The organism is Clostridium cuniculi (genome assembly GCF_004353185.1).
Taxonomy (GTDB): domain Bacteria; phylum Bacillota; class Clostridia; order Clostridiales; family Clostridiaceae; genus Clostridium; species Clostridium cuniculi.
Genome location: NZ_SMUS01000009.1, coordinates 56,450 through 73,893 on the forward strand (window position 1 = coordinate 56,450; position 17,444 = coordinate 73,893).

The following is a 17,444-nucleotide window of genomic DNA, read 5'->3' on the forward strand; positions in this document are numbered from 1 at the left end:
GGTGAATTTATTTGGAAATTTTTATTGCAGCTTTATTAATTATAGTTGCCGGATATATATTATTTAAAAACATAAAAAAATCTTCAAAAGGTGATTGTAACTGCGGAAGTTGTTCATCTCACTGCTCGAAGTATAAAAAATAAGAACTGCAAATTTTGCAGTTCTTATTTTTTATATTTGAATAATACTAAATTGTAATTTTGTTCTTCTCTAAAAGTTTTTTATAGTATATTTTAATTGTTGCTGCTGTTGGAGATGCTAGAAGCATTCCTATAGGTCCAAAAAAGCCTCCGCCTATTACAACTGCATATATAATCCAAAATGGTCTCACCCCAACTTTGTCTCCTATAAGTTTTGGATCTAAGTACCATCCATCAAACATCTGCAACAAGAATAATGTTAAAAATACAATAATACCTTTCGTAGGTGATACAAATACATTTATTAAAAAACCTATAATTTCACCTATAAATGGCCCAAAATAAGGTATCATATTAGTAACACCAACTAATATAGATAACAATATTGTATATTCAGACCCTACTATATTTAATAATATAAAGGCTAACACACCTATTATCATTGAATCAATTGCCTTTATACCTATATATGTTACTATCATAGAATTATAAGTTTTAATAAACTCAATTAATTTATCACTTTTCTCTTTCTTTAAAGTTAAATACATCATTCTTTTACATTCACGTAACAATCTTTCTTTATCTATAAGAATATATATAGCTACTAATAATCCAATAATAAATTTAAAAATTATTGATGATAAGCTTACCATTTTCATTAATGAGCCTTCTAATGCGCTAATAAGTATTTTCCCACTTTTATCTATATATGTATCAACATTCATTTTAACACCAGTGTTATTTATAATACCACTAAATCCATCTTTTTCTAAAATATCATTAACAACACCTTCAAGAGAGCTTATATAATTAGGTATATCACTTCCTATTTCCTTTACATTTTCTATCAGTCCTGGTATTCCATACAATGCCCAAATAGTTATTCCTCCAATTAAAATAGCATATGTTAAAGCTATAGATACTCCCCTTTTTAATTTTACTTTTTCCTCAAATAATTTAACAACTGGAGTTAATACATATGCAATTACTATTCCATAAACAAATGACATAGATAATGAAATAAACTTTTTAATTATACTGATAAATATCTCAATATTATCTATCAGCTTAAAAGCTAGCAGTGCTACTACTATAGTAATTAATACAGCTACTATCAAACTCTTATATTTATTATTCTTTAAAAACACTAACTTTTCACCTCAACTTTACCATATTTTGTTACATTTATTATATCAAAAATATTGTCAACTATGTATTAAAATTCCCTTATGTTTTAACTAAATTTATAATAAACAATTATTAAGTTTCTTCCACTACTTCTATCCCTATTAACGCTAACGCATTCTTCATAACCTGACAAGTAGCTTCAACTAAAACTAATCTCGCTTTTATCACCTCTTTATCCTCTAAATTTAATAATGAATGAATACTATAAAACTTATTGAACTTATTAGCAACTTCTATTATATATCTTGTCATTATTGATGGTTCTAATTTATCTGTGGCATTATGAATTGCAGTAGTAAATTCTTCAAGAATTTTAACTAACTCTAATTCCTCTTTGGAATTTAATTTGCCAAAATTGGGATCTATATCAATATCTCTACCTCTTTTTAACATACCCTTTGCTATTCCATATAACTTTTGTACATATGGACCAGTTTCGCCATCAAATGAAAGAATTTCTTTCAAATCAAATATTATATTTTTTTCTCTTGGACTTCTTAAATAAGTGAATATTAATGCTCCTACAGCTATCTTTTCAGCAACCTCTTCCTTATTTTCTAAGTTTGGATTATTTTCATTTATACCTTCTAAAATCTTATCTACAGATTTTTTTATTAAATCTTCTAAAATTGCAACTTCACCTTTTCTTGTAAAATTTCTTCTATCTTTAAATTTAACTAATCCAAATCCAACATTTATACAATCCTTTGCCCATTGGTATTCTAACAACTCTAAAACTTTAAATATTTGTTTAAAATATAATGATTCAGGTACTTCAGTAACATATATACATTTATAGAAATCATAGTTTTTCTTTCTATAAATGGCAGTAGCTAAATCCATTGCTGCATATATTATTTCCTCATCATCTTTTAAAAGAATGCATGGTGGCATATTATATTTATCAAGCATTACAACTTGTGCTCCATTACTTTCAGATAATATATCTCTTTCTCTTAATTCATTAAATACCTCTTCAATTTTATCATCATAAAATGATTCTCCTAAATATGAATCAAAGTTTATATTAAATATATCATAAATCTTTTCAAATTCTCTTAAACTTAAATCTCTAAACTTCATCCATAAAGCTTCTGCTTCTTCATCTTTATCCTTTAATTTTTTGAAATATTTTCTTCCCTCATATTCTAATAATGAATCTTTTTGTGCTTCTTCATGGAACTTAACATATACTCTTAAAAGTTCTGATATGGCATCTCTTTCTAAAGCTTCTTCATTTCCCCACCTTTTATATGCAGATATTAATTTGCCAAATTTACCTCCCCAATCCCCTAAATGATTTAACCTTTGAACCTTATATCCTTCTTTTGTAAATAATTGATAAAGGGAGTTACCTATTAAAGTACTAAATAAATCTCCAACATGGAATGGCTTTCCTATATTAGGTGATGAATATTCAATACATATAGTTTTACCCTCTCCAATATTAGAGCTTCCATAGTTATCTCCTTCTGATAATATTTTTTCTAAAGTATTTTTTATAAATCCACTTTTATCAATAAAGAAGTTTATATATGCTCCTAAATTTTCTACTTTTTCAAAACTATCTTGATTTATTTTATCCTTTAGCTCCTTAGCAATTATATTAGGATCTCTTCTAAAAATTTTAGCTAATTGAAAACATGGAAATGCATAATCCCCCATTTCTGCCTGTGGTGGAATTTCTATTAATTTTTCTATCGTCTCCAACTCTATATCAACCTTATTTTTAATAACTTCAACAACTTTCTTCTTGTAATCCATTATTTATTCCCCTATTTTTTTATATTTTACTTTAATAATAAAAAAACGCCCCTTTGAAAAACAAAAAGACGGATATATTCTCAATACTACTCCAATTATTTACTTATTATTTAATTTATTATAACTAAAACAAATATTTTTTGTCAACAAACCTTTATTTTTCTCTTACTTTTATATATCATAGTAATTATATTAAGTATTAATGATAGGAATGGTGTTATATGATTCGAGTCGGTATAATTCATATAGGTTCTAGTAAAATTAGATTAATGTTAGCAGAAGTTGAAGATGTAGGATATTTTAAGATTATAGATGAGCTTAAAACACCTTTTAAAGTTTGTTATGAATTATCAAAGGAATGTGTTTTATGTAATGAAAAACTCAATTATATTCTATCTACATTAAGAACCTATAAATCCCTTTGCGAGGCCTCTGGCACAAAAGAAATCTTTACTATTACAACTAGTTTCTTTAAGGATCTTAAAGATAGTGAATCTATTATATCTATGATAAAATATAATCTTAATCTAGATTTAAAGGTTTTATCACCAGAAGAAGAAGTTAAATTTACAGCTTTAAGTGTAAATAGAAGCTTAAATATAACTAATTCTCTTATAGTTGAAATAACTGGAACATCAACTAATTTAATATCTATGAAAAATAAAGAAATTACAAATTGGGTGTCTTTACCTTTTGGTGGAATTAATTTAGCTTATACATTCAACATAGCTGATAGAATACTAAATTCAAATTTAGATGAGTCTATATCTTTCTTAAAAGATAAATTAAATGATATTTCTTGGCTAAATAGTGAATATGAATCTATAGTTGTTGTAGGTGATTTCGCTAAGGCACTTGTTAAAATGGATAAATTTAAAACACATTATCCTCTAGAACTAATTAATAATTATGAATTATCTGCAGTTGGAATTCATGAACTTTATAATATTATCAAGTGTAAGGATTTAAAACTTCGTCGTAAGGTTGAGGGTATCGATTTAGATATGGTAGATAGTATATTTAGCTGTTTACTTATACTTAATGAGATAATAAAAATAGCATCTTCTAATAGTATAAGAGTATCTAATAACTCAATTAGAGAAGGACTTCTTTATGATTATCTTTATAAAAATTATGATGTAATAGATAATATTTTAGACTATAGTATTTATGGAATATTAAATTCTTTAAATGCTAATATACCTCATGCACAACAAGTATACTTTTTATCATCTGTCTTATTCAATGAACTAAAGCCTCTTCATAGATTAGATGATAAATATCTAAATATATTAAAAACTGGAGCAATGCTTCATGATTGTGGAGTTAGTATAAATTATCAAAACCATCATAAACATTCTTTATATATTATTTTAAATTCAATTATTAATGAACTTACACATAAAGAACATCTAATGAGCGCCGCTATTGCAGCTTCTCATAGATTTAATAATTATCATTTACCTTTAGCACAATTTTCTTATTTAATTAATAAACTAGATATTGATATAATTAATAAAATTGGTGCATTAGTAAAAATTGCTGAAGGGTTAGATAGAAGCCTTGTAGGTATTGTAAAGAAACTAAAAGTTTATTTTGACGATGAAAAAGTTGTTATTACAGTATCATCCCCTAGCAACTTGGATGTAGAAATACATCAAGCAATGCGTGGTAAAGACTTTTTTAAAGAAATATATAATAGAGATTTATTTATAGAAAAGGAAAGGTGGCAAAATTAATTGCCACCTTTTAAAGAATTCCAAATATTAATCTTGCAAAAGCCATAAATCCATTTAAAATAAAGTTAACTGGTATTGATAAAATAGTTCCACCAATAAATATAATTGCAATAAGTATTAAAAATTGATATTGATATATCTTATCTGAAACCTTATAAAATGTTTTTGGCCATAAATCTCTAAATATTTCAAATCCAGCTAATCCTGGTATAGGTAATAAATTAAATACAAATAAACTTATATTTATAGTTGCAATTAGCCATATCATATTAATTAATATAAAGTATATTGTATCTGATAAAATATTAGATAAGAATTTATATGTAAATACATATAATATTGTTCCTAAAAAACCAACTAGTAAATTAGCTAATGGTGCTGCAACAGAAACTTTTATTGCATCTTTATAACCTCTTTTATATGCACTTGGATTAGTATTTAATGGTTTAGTCCATCCAAATCCAGCTATCAAAATCATTAAAAAACCAATTAAATCAATATGAGCTGATGGATTTAAAGTTAATCTACCTTGAAATCTTGGTGTTTTATCTCCTAATTTATCTGCAACTAATGCCTTTGCATAACCTTGAGCAGTAAAAGCTATTAATATAGCTGGTATTTTTAAGATAATTACTAGTAATTGCATTCTAAATGAGCTCATTATTTATCTCCTCTCTATTATTTCTTTGATTATTATACCACATATTGTTATTAAATTATTATATTAATAATAATTTAATAAAATAAAAGCGATGAATACATCGCTTTTATTTTATATTTATTCAATTGACTTTAATATATTAGGATTTATATTTTGTATTCCTTCATTTCCTTGGTTTTCTTCACCTTCTATATTTCCATCATCCACATTTCCATTATCAGTATTTTCTCCACCTGTACTTCCATCTGTGTTTCCACCTGTACTTCCATCTGTGTTTCCACCCGAACTTCCACCTGTATTTCCATCCGAACTTCCACCTGTGTTTCCACCCGTACTTCCGTCTGTATTTCCACCTGTGCTTCCACCTGTGCTTCCACCTGTGCTTCCGCCTGTGCTTCCACCTGTACTTCCGCCTGTGCTTCCACCTGTACTTCCACCAGTATTTCCGCCTGTACTTCCACCTGTGTTTCCGCCTGTACTTCCACCTGTGTTTCCGCCTGTGCTTCCACCTGTGCTTCCACTTGTACCTTCATCTGTATTATCATAACTACTATCATTGCTAGATGGCGGAGTAACAATATCCTCACTATTATCTATATAGTCTTCTGGATTAATATTATGTTTATTACTATACTCTTCTGACTCTGATTTATAATTAGACATTGCTTCATTAAATGAATCATAATCATATTCATCTGGATTTGGAACCTTACCTTCAAATATAAATTCATCTAAGAACTTAGCATTTTGCTCTCTATCCATTAAGAATACCCAGCCTAAGTTTTTATATAAACCACCATCAGCTAATTCTGGAATTGGTACTTGAAGTTGCTCAATCTCTAAACTTGGGAATTTATATATAGTATATGCCATATTTAAAGCTTGTATTGGCTCAATATTGGTTTTTATATACTCTAACATATTATTCATTATTCCTAAGTATTTGCTTGGCTTAGTTTCCTTTAACTTTTCTGCTACTTTTATTAAAACCTCTCTTTGTCTATCAGTTCTTGCATATTCATCTCCAACACCTTTTCTTATTCTTGCATAAGATAAAGCTTGTTTTCCATTTAAAACTTGTAATCCTGCTTCTGTAACTGGACAATCATTTCCACCTGTAGACTCACCAATGTACTTATTTAATTCATCTAGCATATAATCTTCTACATTTAACTCTAGTCCACCCATTTGATCAATAATTGCTTCAAATCCCCAGAAATTAATAATTACATATTTATCAAGGCTAATGCCATAAGTTTCTTTTATAGTTTCAATTAAAAGCTCTGGGCCTCCATATGCTAATGCTGCATTTAATTTTCCTTCTCCATGCCCCGGAATATTAACTAGTGTGTCTCTAAATAATGAAGTCAATCTTATTTGTTTCTTATTATTATCTAATGTAGCAATAATAATAGAATCTGCTCTTGACGCTTCATCTAATGTTCTTGCATCAGTTCCTATTAATAGAACATTTGTTATTCCTTCAACTTCCTTATATTCAGTATCTGATATTGTTTCTGAAGGATTTAATCCTGAATATATTTTACTTCTAATATACATATATCCTGTTGCAAGAGTGCATATTAATAAAGCAAAAACAATAACTGTAGATACTATAACCTTCTTTTTAGTTGACCATTTTTTTCTTCTAGAACGTTTTTTTCTTTTTCCATTTGGTTCACTCATCTCTGTGCCATCCCTTCAAAAATATTAATTTTAATATTAAAAGTTAATTATATGCATTATTATTTCAAATATAGTTTATGTAATTTAAATTTTATAATTATAAATTAACCAATATAATAATATCACATTTTACAATAAATTTTAAATTTTTAATAATATTTTTGTAATTTGTTAAAATTCTATCTAATCATTGTAAATTTTCCATATTAGTATAGTTGTTTTTTTCTTAAATTTATTATTTTATCAACAAAGAAATTCATTTTTATACATTTTCCCCTTTAAAAGAAAACATCTTTTATATTATATTGGATATAATATAAATAAGGTATTCATATATTTTGACAAATTTTATTAAATAAAAAAGAAATTTATTATTTACTTATATTATTTAAAGTATTATTATATATAAGTATTATGCAAAATTTAGATAATAGATGGAGGTCTTTTTATGAATATAAGTATTATTGGAATGCCTCTTTTTTATGGTTGTGATAAACCTGGTGTAGAAAAGGGACCCGAAGAATTAAGAAAAAACAACCTTATAGATATTTTTCAAGAAAATCATACTGTTTATGATTTAGGAGATATTGAAGTTGAAAAAGTAAATGCTGAAGCTAAGTTCTTAAGCAATTCAAAATTAAAATATTTAGATCAAGTTGTTACTGCAAATAATAGACTAGCTGCAAAAGTTTTAACTGCATTAGAAAATAATACCTTACCTCTTATTATTGGTGGTGACCACTCATTAGCTTTAGGATCAATTGCTGGTGCTAGTAAATTTTTAGGAAATGACTTAGCTGTAATTTGGATAGATGCTCATGGAGATATAAATACTGATGAGACCTCACCATCTGGAAATATTCATGGAATGCCTTTAGCTGCATCAATGGGCATTGGATATAATAAATTAACTTCTATTTTCTTTGATGACTTTAAAATAAAACCAGAAAATGTTTTTATTTTAGCTTGTCGTGATTTAGATGCTGGTGAAGTAGCTTTAATAGACGAATTAAACATGAACGTATGGACAAATAAGGATATAAATGATAAGGGAACCACTGTAGTTATTAATGAACTATTATCACTAATAAAAGAAAAGAATATAAAAAATATTCATCTTTCCTATGATATAGATTGTTTAGATCCAGAATATGTTCCAGGTACTGGAACTCCAGTTAATCACGGATTATCTTATAATGAAAGCAAAGCTTTATTAGAGTCCATTTTAGGTACAAGCTTGGTAAAATCTATAGATTTTGTAGAATATAATCCTGATTTAGATAAAAATAATAGAACTAAAGAAACTTGTATAGAATTATTAAAACTTATATCTAATACATTAAAGTAAGAAAATCACCTTTATATAATTATATAAAGGTGATTTTCTTACTATTAATTTGTTTATTAACATAAGTTATGATATTATAAAATGAATAAATTAAATTTTTGGAGGTAAAGATGAAATTATTATTTTTCGATACTGAAACAACTAGCGTACGTCCTGGTCATATATGCCAGTTAAGTTATATAACTGTAGATACATCTACAAAACCACAAACAACTATAGGTAAAAACTTCTTCTTTACAGTTGATGAAATGGATCCTGCAGCTCAAGAAGTTCATGGATTTTCTCTTGAAAAACTTTATGAATTATCTAATGGCTTAGAATTTTTAGAACAAATCCAAGATTTTATGAGTGATTTTTTTGATGCAGATTTCGTTATTGGCCATAATGTTCAATTTGATGTTAAATTTTTAAAACATGAAGTTAATTCTTTATATGAAGCTGGAATGATAGATGAAACTTGGGAACCAAAAAGAACATTCTGTACTATGGCATATTATAAAAATATATGTAAAATTCCTTCACCAAATGGCAATGGAATTAAAAATCCAAAACTTTCTGAAACAATTGAATATTTAGGAATTACTGATGATGCTATTGCAAAAAAAGCTGATGAGTTATTCCAAGGTAGTGGAAATTATCATGATGCTAGATTTGATACTGCTGCAGTTTACCTTTTAGTCATTGAAGGTATGAAAAAGAAATTAATAAAACCTGGTTTTTTCTCAAGCCAGCTTTAACTTAAATTAAATAAAAAATAGTAGCAAAGTTTGCTACTATTTTTTATTTTATAAATTAAGTAATTTATATAACTCTTTACATTTATCCTTATCCATTGCAGGAACACCATCTAATCTGTATTTTATCCCCATATTCTCATATTTGTTTACTCCAAGTAAATGATATGGAAGTAACTCTACTTTTTCAACATTATTTAAAGATTTAATAAACTCTCCTAATGAAGTTATATATTCTTCACTATCAGTCATTCCAGGAACAACAACTTGTCTTATCCATATTTTAGTATTACACTTCTTACATGCTTCTAAGAACTTTAAACTTTCCTCTATATTAAGTCCAGTCATTTCCTTATATCCTTCTGGAGTAATATGTTTTACATCAAAAAGAACTAAATCTGTATACTTTAATATCTCCTCATAGTTTCCAAAACCTACTCCTGATGTATCTAATGTAGTATGTATTCCTTTTTCTTTGCAAAGTCTTAAGCATTCTTTTAAAAATTCTGGCTGTCTTAATGGATCACCACCTGAAAAAGTAACTCCCCCTCCAGATCTTTCAAAATAACTTCTAAATCTCGCAATCTTATTTACTAGTTCCTCAGGAGTAAATTCTAATGTTTCTTCTCCTTTATCACTCCATGTATCTGGATTATGACAGTATTGACATCTTAATGCACATCCTTGCATAAATACTACAACTCTAATACCTGGTCCATCTACTAATCCCATTGTTTCTATTGAATGTACTGTTCCCTTTAACATTGTCTCTCCTCCATATTATCTATAAGTTTATGTTAGATATTCTTTAGTTTTATCAAATAATAAATAAAAGTATATTTTTCTTCATAAAATTATTTATATTTTGTTTACCAGAGATTATTATACACCTTAACTTTAAATTTGTTAATACTTTAATGTAATCATTATCTATTCATAATAATTATTATTTAAATTAATATTAAAAATGATATTTTAATAATTAAATTTTATGAATTTATATTTTTTATAATCATATTAAACCTAATTTTATATTTAATAATTTTATATGTATTTTTTTCTGTTGTTTACCAATTATAAATTTATATAGAATTTTTTATTTTAATTATATAAGGAAATTTATATCTATAGTTTGCTATTTTCCCTTAAATTAAGTATTTTATTTTTTTCTACAATTCAAACTTTTCTTAGTTATACTAAACTTTTAATGTATAAATGTTAAACTTTTTTTATATCTTTTTCTTCAAACCCTTTATTTATAAGGTTATATAAAGAATTTTTATTTAAATATTTTTTTGAAAAAAATATTGATTTTTCATTTACAAGTCTATATAATAACATTGTTTGTTTAGTAATTTTAAACCTTTAGTTTAGTAATAGTTATTATTAAACTAATTGAAAGGCAAGGTGAAATTGTGCAAATTGGTGACAAAATAAAACGAATGAGAATTGAAAAAGGACTAACACAAGAAGAACTTGCTAATAGATGTGAATTATCTAAAGGTTTTATATCTCAAGTTGAAAATGATTTAACTTCACCATCTATTGCCACACTAATAGATATTCTTGAAATACTGGGGACAAACTTGAAAGAATTCTTTAGTGATGATAAAGATGAAAAAATAACTTATAAATATGAAGATATGTTTGAAACCGAAAATCATGATTTAAAATATAAATTAATGTGGTTAGTTCCAAACGCACAAAAAAATGAAATGGAACCTATAATGATAACATTAGATCCAGGTGGAAAGTATACAGAAGAAGAACCTCATGAAGGTGAAGAATTTGGTTATGTTTTATCGGGAACAATAACTTTACATCTTGGCGATAAATCTTACAAAGTTAAAAAAAATGAAAGTTTTTATTTTAAACCAAGATCAAATCATTATATAAGCAACAGTGGAAAGACATCAGCTAAAGTTATTTGGATTTCTACTCCACCATCATTTTAAGTGATATTGTAAATTTTCAATTTAGCTAATAGAACTTACTTAATTGGCTAACTATAAGAAAGTGTTAACATTAAAGAAAGAGGTGTTTTTTTTGAGTCAAAATATTATCGAAATACAAGGTATTTCTAAAGTCTATGGTGATAATACTGTTTTAGATAACCTTTCATTAAATATACGTAAAAATGAATTTTTAACTTTACTTGGTCCTAGTGGATGCGGTAAAACAACTACTCTTAAAATCATAGCAGGCTTTGAAACTGCTGATAGTGGAAAAGTTATCTTTGATGGAAGTGATATATCTAATTTACCACCTTATAAAAGACAATTAAATACAGTATTCCAAAAGTATGCATTATTTCCTCATATGAATATATATGAAAATATTGCATTTGGATTAAAAATAAAAAAACTTCCTAAAGAAGAAATTGATAAAAAGGTTCGTGAGATGCTAAAAATGGTTGCTCTTGAAGGTTTTGAAAAAAGATCTGTTGAATCATTAAGTGGTGGTCAACAACAAAGAGTTGCAATTGCTAGAGCATTAGTAAATGAACCTCAAGTTCTTTTGCTTGATGAACCTCTTGGTGCATTAGATTTAAAACTTAGAAAAGAAATGCAGTTAGAACTTAAGAAAATTCAAAAAAGACTTGGAATAACATTTATATTTGTAACTCATGACCAAGAAGAAGCCTTAACAATGTCAGATACTATTGTTGTAATGAATAAAGGAGTAATTCAACAAATGGGTTCACCAGAAGATATATATAATGAACCTGCTAATGCTTTTGTTGCAGACTTCATTGGAGAAAGTAATATATTAAATGGAATTATGATAGAAGATTACAAAGTTAAATTTTCTAATAATGTTTTCACTTGTGTAGATAGTGGGTTTAATAAAAATGAAGATATAGATGTTGTAATCAGACCAGAAGATATTGAAATCACAACTGTCGATAAAGGAATGTTAACCGGAAAAGTTAATTCAGTAACCTTTAAGGGTGTTCATTATGAAATAGAGGTAGAAACTAAAGATAATAATTGGATAGTACATAATACAAAAAGTGCAAATGTTGGTAGCACTGTGGGATTAATCATAGATCCTGAAGCAATTCATATAATGAGAAAGGTTGAGGATTATGAAAAATAAAAATAATCAAGGTATACTTCCAGCATCACCTTATATTGTCTGGAGTGCTCTTTTTATTGTTATTCCACTTTTAATTGTAGTTTTTTTTAGTTTTACAGTAAAATCTGGAGATAATTATAGCTTTTCTCTTGAAAATTTTAAAAGATTACTTGATCCTAATTATTTAAAAGTATTTTGGAGAAGTTTACTTTTAGCTGCTGAGGCTACATTAGGCTGTCTTATCCTTGGATATCCTGTTGCATATTTAATTTCTAAAATGAGAGAAGGAAAGCGAAATATATTAATTATGCTTTTTATTGTTCCAATGTGGATGAATTTCTTACTTAGAACTTATGCTTGGCTTCCTATCTTAGGTAAAAATGGACTTATTAATAACTTTTTAGTTGCTTTAGGATTTTCCCGTGTTGATATTCTTTATAATGATTTTGCAGTGCTTTTAGGTATGATATATAACTTTTTACCATTTATGATATTACCTATATATACTGTTCTTACAAAAATGGATAAGGATTTAATTAATGCGGCTGCAGATTTAGGTGCAGATAGAAAGAAAATATTCACTAAGATAATTATACCTTTAAGTATGCCTGGTGTTATTTCAGGAATTACAATGGTATTTATGCCTGCTGTTTCTACATTTGTTATTTCTAGAATACTAGGTGGCGGTCAATATATGCTACTTGGTAATTTAATTGAAACACAATATACAACAATGGGCGATTGGAACTTCGGTTCTGCTATTGCAATATTTATGATGATAATAATATTAATTTCAATGGCCTTCATGAATAAATTTGAAGGTACAGATGATAAATAAGGAGGAGGTATACTATGATAAGAAAACTTGAATCTTTTATTAAAAGATTTTATTTAATACTAATTTTTATATTTCTTTATACACCAATAGTTACTTTAATGGTATTCTCCTTTAATGATTCGAAATCTATGGGAAAATGGAGCGGTTTTACTTTAAGATGGTATAGCCAACTTTTTCAAAATGCTAGAATAATGGAAGCATTAAAGTACACAATAATAATAGCTGTTATTTCATCTGTGGTTGCTACAATAATAGGGACATTAGCAGCAATAGGAATCCATAGAATGAAAGGACTTCCTAAAAAAACATTATTGAATATAAATAACTTACCTGTATTAAATCCTGATATTGTTACAGGTATATCTATAATGAGTTTATTTATATTTATCTTTCCTCTATTAAACAAAATAGGAATAAATGCTCAATTTGGTTTTACTACAATGCTTTTAGCACATATTACATTTAATATTCCATATGTTGTATTATCTGTATTACCTAAATTAAGGCAACTACCTTCTAATATAACTGAAGCGGCCTTAGATTTGGGTGCAACACCAGGATATGCTATGAGAAAAATAATTTTACCTCAAATAAAACCTGGTATATTTGCTGGTTTATTAATGGCATTTACAATGTCAATTGATGACTTTGTAATTAGTTTCTTTACAACAGGTCCTGGAGTAACTAATCTTTCTATTGAAATTTACTCTATGGCTAGAAAGGGAATTAACCCTTCAATTAACGCATTATCTACTTTAATGTTTATAACAGTATTAACTTTATTATTAATTGTAAATAGAAAAGAATTTACTTCAAGGGGTGAATAAATTGAAAAGATTTAAAAAATTAGCAGCATTAATTACAACAGCATTATTAACAACTTCTCTTTTCGTTGGGTGTGGAGGTAGTAATGTTGGAGAAAATGGAACAATAAACTTCTTTAACGTTGGTGACTACATCGATGAAGCTCTTATCAGAAAATTTGAAAAAGAAACAGGAATTAAAGTAAACTATTCAACTTATGATACTAATGAAATAATGTATCAAAAAGTTAAAACTAATCCTGGTACTTATGACTTAGTTGTACCGTCTGACTATATGGTTGAAAAAATGATTGAAGAAGATTTATTAGAAAAGATAGACTTTAATAATATTCCTAATTATCAATATATAGGAGATGATTATAAGAATTTATCTTATGATCCTAGCAATGAATATTCTGTACCATATATGTGGGGAACTATAGGTATAATTTATGATAGCACAAGAATTACAGAACCAGTAACTAGCTGGGATATACTTTGGGATTCTAAATATAAAGATGAAGTTTATATGTTCAACTCTCTTAGAGATTCTTTAGCTATTGCTTTAATAAAAGCTGGATACTCTATAAATTCTACAAATCCTAGTGAAATAGAAGCCGCTAAAGAAGAACTATTAAATCAAAGAAAATTAACTAATCCAGTTTACGTTGTTGATGAAGTTAAAGATAATATGATTTCAGGCGAAAAAATGCTTGCTACAGTTTGGTCTGGTGATGCAATTTATATAATGAATGAAAACCCTGACATGAAATACGTTGTACCTGAAGAAGGCTCTAATAAATGGGTAGATGCATTATGTATTCCAAAGGATGCACCTAATAAAGCTGGTGCTGAAGCTTTCATAAACTTCTTATGTGATCCTGAAAATGCTAAAGAAAATGTAGACTATATTGGATACTCTACACCTAATACTGCAGCTTATGATTTACTTGATGAAGAAACTAAAAATAATCCTGCTGCATATCCATCTGAAGAAACATTATCTAAATGTGTGTTATTTACAAATTTAGATCCTGAAACATTAAAACTATATGAGGCTGCTTTCACAGAAGTGCTTTCTCAATAAAAAATAATGCAGAAACTTATTAAATAGTTTCTGCATTATTTTTTCTATTTTTTATTATTTAAATTAGGAAACCATATTTTTATTTCTCTTTCTGAACTTTCAACAGAATCTGATGCATGTACACAGTTTTCTGTTATTCCTTTAGCATATTTTTTTCTTATGGTTCCTTCTTTTTGTTCTTTTGGATTTGTAGCACCATTTATTTCTCTAACCTTATCAATACAATCTTTTCCTTCTAATATTAAGGCACATAACGGACTTCTTGTAATAAATTCTATTAACGAATTATAAAAACTTTTTCCATAATGTTCTTTATAATGTTCTTCTGCTACTCTTTTTTCTACTTGCTCCATTTTTAGTGCAGTAACCTTTAATCCAGCACTTTCATAACAGCTTATTATATTTCCAATTATGTTTTGCTCTACTGCATCAGGTTTGATTAACACTAATGTTCTCTCCATACTTCCCCCAATTTTAATTTTTAATTTATAACATTATATGTTGTATCTACTATTTTTATATATGATATAATTCTAAATATATAATTTTTTTATAAAAGGAGGAGCTTATGATTAGATACTACATAATTGTTGATGGTCGTGTCCAGGGTGTAGGGTTCAGATTCTTCTGTACAATGAATGCTCGTACATTAGATTTAACTGGCTGGGTTAGAAATATGGATAATGGTATGGTAGAGATGGAAGTCCAAGGCGAAGAAAGTTCCATTGAAAAATTTATTAAAAATATCAAAAAAGGTAATCGCTTTATCAGAGTTGATGAACTTTACCAAAAGAAAATAGAAATACGCCCTCAAGAAAACACCTTCACAGAACGCTATTGAATAATATTCCGAACCAAAGCGTTAATGCCGTGATGCCGAAAATTAATGATATAACCTCCATTAAGTCATATAATTTCGCTAAGAATTTATATTATTATTTCCATAAAATTAGCTAAAGCTTCGAAGTTCGCTATCGCTTACCTCAGCTTCTTAACGCTAATTTTATTACAATAATAATTAAATTCTAAAGCTTATTATATAATACTTTCTTCCGGTTATATCATTAATTTTTCTCTATCACTAGATTTAAAGCCTAGGTCTACAATTTAAAGATGAAATGCCTATAAAGTTAACGATTTGTCATACAGTATGTAGCAAAAAACATTAGCTTTAGGGTGTTATGCTATAAGTAGTTACGTGAAAAAAGAAAAAATGAAATATTAATTTGGAAGGACCATTGAAATTAAGCCGTAGAATTTAATAATTGATGGAGTAAAGTTGCGTAAAGAAGTTTTTACTGTTTGAGCGAATAGCGAGTTTAAAAACTTTAGCAAACTTTACGGAATCAATTATATAAATTCTAGGTGAAAATTTCACGGTTACTGGAAAATAAATATTTCATTTTTTCGCTTCCACGTAACGAACAATTTAGTCATATTGCATTAGGTTGTATTTTTCTATAAGTGATATTAGCTTATCAGCATATATTGGATCTCCATTCTCATCTTTAACTGTGCTATACCCTGCATCTTCTAAAGCTTGTGCTTGAGATTTATAATCCTTTCCATTGAATAATCCATATTCAGCATATCTCGAGTTTTCATATAGAAACTTTCCGTGATCTTCAATTGATTCGTCAATACTGTCATATTTTCTAAAATTAGCTATTGTAGAATCATTATAGTTTTCACTTGTAGCTATAGTAGCAACAGCTCCATTCCATCTTAAGTCTGCTTTTATTCCAAATAAGTTATTATGTGTAACTGCTAATTCAGAATTTCCCCACCCTGATTCTAATATTGCTTGTGCCATAGTTATTGATGGTAATATCCCATACTTATTATAATTGCTAATAGCTCCATCGGATATAGTTTCTATAAAAGCCATCTTTTCACTATCTATATATGTATTAGAATATACCTCTTCATTAGTAGTATCTATCTCACTTTCTTCTCTACTATTTTCTTCTACAGTATTTTCTTGCTCTTTACTTTCCACGGCAGCCACTTCCTGTAAATCAGTTATTTCTTGCGAAATATTACTTCTTAAATTTAAAACCATTATATATAATATAATAATTGTAAATATACTAGCTATACATATTTTCTCTAACTTTATTTTTTTATTTCTTTGAGTATAGCTCCCTAGCCCATTGTATTTAATATTTTTTTTCATTCTCAACTCTCCTATAAATTTTAAAATACACCTTATAGTTTTAATATCTTTAAATTAATTTCTTTTTGTATTTATTTTGCCTTTATCTATATTTTTTTATTACATTTAATAATATGAATTTATTAAATGTTTATTACTTATTTTACTTTTGTGAAAAACAAAAGAATCCATATATATTCTAATAATATATATGGATCCTTTA

Annotated in this window: 17 protein-coding genes; 10 read left to right on the top strand and 7 right to left on the bottom strand. The window is 27.2% G+C overall.

Annotated features, from left to right (window positions below; genetic code table 11):
• The first annotated feature begins 11 nt into the window (after nt 1-11).
• Nucleotides 12-143 (top strand): FeoB-associated Cys-rich membrane protein, encoded by a 132-nt coding sequence (locus EJJ37_RS06135; RefSeq protein ID WP_193553913.1) that lies wholly within the window; start codon nt 12-14, stop codon nt 141-143.
• Between the two features lie 44 nt (nt 144-187).
• Here the strand turns inward: EJJ37_RS06135 and EJJ37_RS06140 are convergent, their stop codons facing one another.
• Nucleotides 188-1,288 (bottom strand): AI-2E family transporter, encoded by a 1,101-nt coding sequence (locus tag EJJ37_RS06140; RefSeq protein WP_243124844.1) that lies wholly within the window; start codon nt 1,286-1,288, stop codon nt 188-190.
• 112 nt (nt 1,289-1,400) lie between these two features.
• Nucleotides 1,401-3,092, bottom strand: a complete 1,692-nt coding sequence (gene argS / locus EJJ37_RS06145; RefSeq protein ID WP_133014721.1) for an arginine--tRNA ligase — start codon at nt 3,090-3,092, stop codon at nt 1,401-1,403.
• 221 nt (nt 3,093-3,313) lie between these two features.
• On the opposite strand from argS, the gene EJJ37_RS06150 reads away from it, so the two are divergent.
• Entirely contained in the window at nt 3,314-4,831 is a 1,518-nt protein-coding gene (locus tag EJJ37_RS06150; RefSeq protein WP_133014722.1) for a Ppx/GppA phosphatase family protein, read from the top strand.
• Between the two features lie 10 nt (nt 4,832-4,841).
• Here EJJ37_RS06150 and EJJ37_RS06155 read toward each other — a convergent pair whose 3' ends face one another.
• On the bottom strand, nt 4,842-5,492 hold the full coding sequence (locus tag EJJ37_RS06155; protein WP_226891359.1) for a site-2 protease family protein: 651 nt from the start codon (nt 5,490-5,492) through the stop codon (nt 4,842-4,844).
• 117 nt (nt 5,493-5,609) lie between these two features.
• Nucleotides 5,610-7,178 carry an LCP family protein gene (locus EJJ37_RS06160; protein ID WP_133014723.1) on the bottom strand — a complete coding sequence of 523 codons (1,569 nt, stop codon included), beginning with the start codon at nt 7,176-7,178 and terminating at the stop codon, nt 5,610-5,612.
• Nucleotides 7,179-7,626: 448 nt separating this feature from the next.
• Between EJJ37_RS06160 and rocF the strand changes: the two genes are divergently transcribed.
• Nucleotides 7,627-8,526, top strand: a complete 900-nt coding sequence (rocF, locus tag EJJ37_RS06165; protein ID WP_133014724.1) for an arginase — start codon at nt 7,627-7,629, stop codon at nt 8,524-8,526.
• 110 nt (nt 8,527-8,636) lie between these two features.
• Nucleotides 8,637-9,263 carry a 3'-5' exonuclease gene (locus EJJ37_RS06170; RefSeq protein ID WP_133014725.1) on the top strand — a complete coding sequence of 209 codons (627 nt, stop codon included), beginning with the start codon at nt 8,637-8,639 and terminating at the stop codon, nt 9,261-9,263.
• A 48-nt stretch (nt 9,264-9,311) separates the two neighbouring features.
• Here the strand turns inward: EJJ37_RS06170 and pflA are convergent, their stop codons facing one another.
• Nucleotides 9,312-10,025, bottom strand: a complete 714-nt coding sequence (gene pflA / locus EJJ37_RS06175) for a pyruvate formate-lyase-activating protein (RefSeq protein ID WP_133014726.1) — start codon at nt 10,023-10,025, stop codon at nt 9,312-9,314.
• Between the two features lie 650 nt (nt 10,026-10,675).
• Here pflA and EJJ37_RS06180 point away from each other — a divergent pair.
• The 5 genes from EJJ37_RS06180 (at nt 10,676) to EJJ37_RS06200 (ending at nt 15,066) form a co-directional block, all read left to right on the top strand.
• Entirely contained in the window at nt 10,676-11,215 is a 540-nt protein-coding gene (locus EJJ37_RS06180) for a helix-turn-helix domain-containing protein (RefSeq protein ID WP_133014727.1), read from the top strand.
• 91 nt (nt 11,216-11,306) lie between these two features.
• Nucleotides 11,307-12,359 carry a spermidine/putrescine ABC transporter ATP-binding protein gene (potA, locus tag EJJ37_RS06185; RefSeq protein ID WP_133014728.1) on the top strand — a complete coding sequence of 351 codons (1,053 nt, stop codon included), beginning with the start codon at nt 11,307-11,309 and terminating at the stop codon, nt 12,357-12,359.
• Nucleotides 12,349-13,176: an ABC transporter permease gene (locus EJJ37_RS06190; protein ID WP_133014729.1), complete on the top strand. Its 828-nt coding sequence runs from the start codon at nt 12,349-12,351 to the stop codon at nt 13,174-13,176. Before potA ends, EJJ37_RS06190 begins: the two co-directional genes overlap by 11 nt.
• Before the next feature lie 14 nt (nt 13,177-13,190).
• On the top strand, nt 13,191-14,003 hold the full coding sequence (locus EJJ37_RS06195; RefSeq protein ID WP_133014730.1) for an ABC transporter permease: 813 nt from the start codon (nt 13,191-13,193) through the stop codon (nt 14,001-14,003).
• Nucleotide 14,004: 1 nt separating this feature from the next.
• Nucleotides 14,005-15,066 (top strand): ABC transporter substrate-binding protein, encoded by a 1,062-nt coding sequence (locus EJJ37_RS06200; protein WP_133014731.1) that lies wholly within the window; start codon nt 14,005-14,007, stop codon nt 15,064-15,066.
• A gap of 44 nt (nt 15,067-15,110) precedes the next feature.
• Here the strand turns inward: EJJ37_RS06200 and ndk are convergent, their stop codons facing one another.
• Complete coding sequence (gene ndk, locus EJJ37_RS06205) at nt 15,111-15,527, bottom strand: nucleoside-diphosphate kinase (protein ID WP_133014732.1); 417 nt, start codon at nt 15,525-15,527, stop codon at nt 15,111-15,113.
• 107 nt (nt 15,528-15,634) lie between these two features.
• Between ndk and EJJ37_RS06210 the strand changes: the two genes are divergently transcribed.
• The gene (locus EJJ37_RS06210; RefSeq protein WP_133014733.1) at nt 15,635-15,907 is read left to right on the top strand and encodes an acylphosphatase; all 273 of its coding nucleotides are present in this window, start codon (nt 15,635-15,637) and stop codon (nt 15,905-15,907) included.
• 588 nt (nt 15,908-16,495) lie between these two features.
• Here EJJ37_RS06210 and EJJ37_RS06215 read toward each other — a convergent pair.
• Nucleotides 16,496-17,242 carry a glycoside hydrolase family 73 protein gene (locus EJJ37_RS06215; protein WP_133014734.1) on the bottom strand — a complete coding sequence of 249 codons (747 nt, stop codon included), beginning with the start codon at nt 17,240-17,242 and terminating at the stop codon, nt 16,496-16,498.
• Nucleotides 17,243-17,444 lie beyond the last annotated feature (202 nt).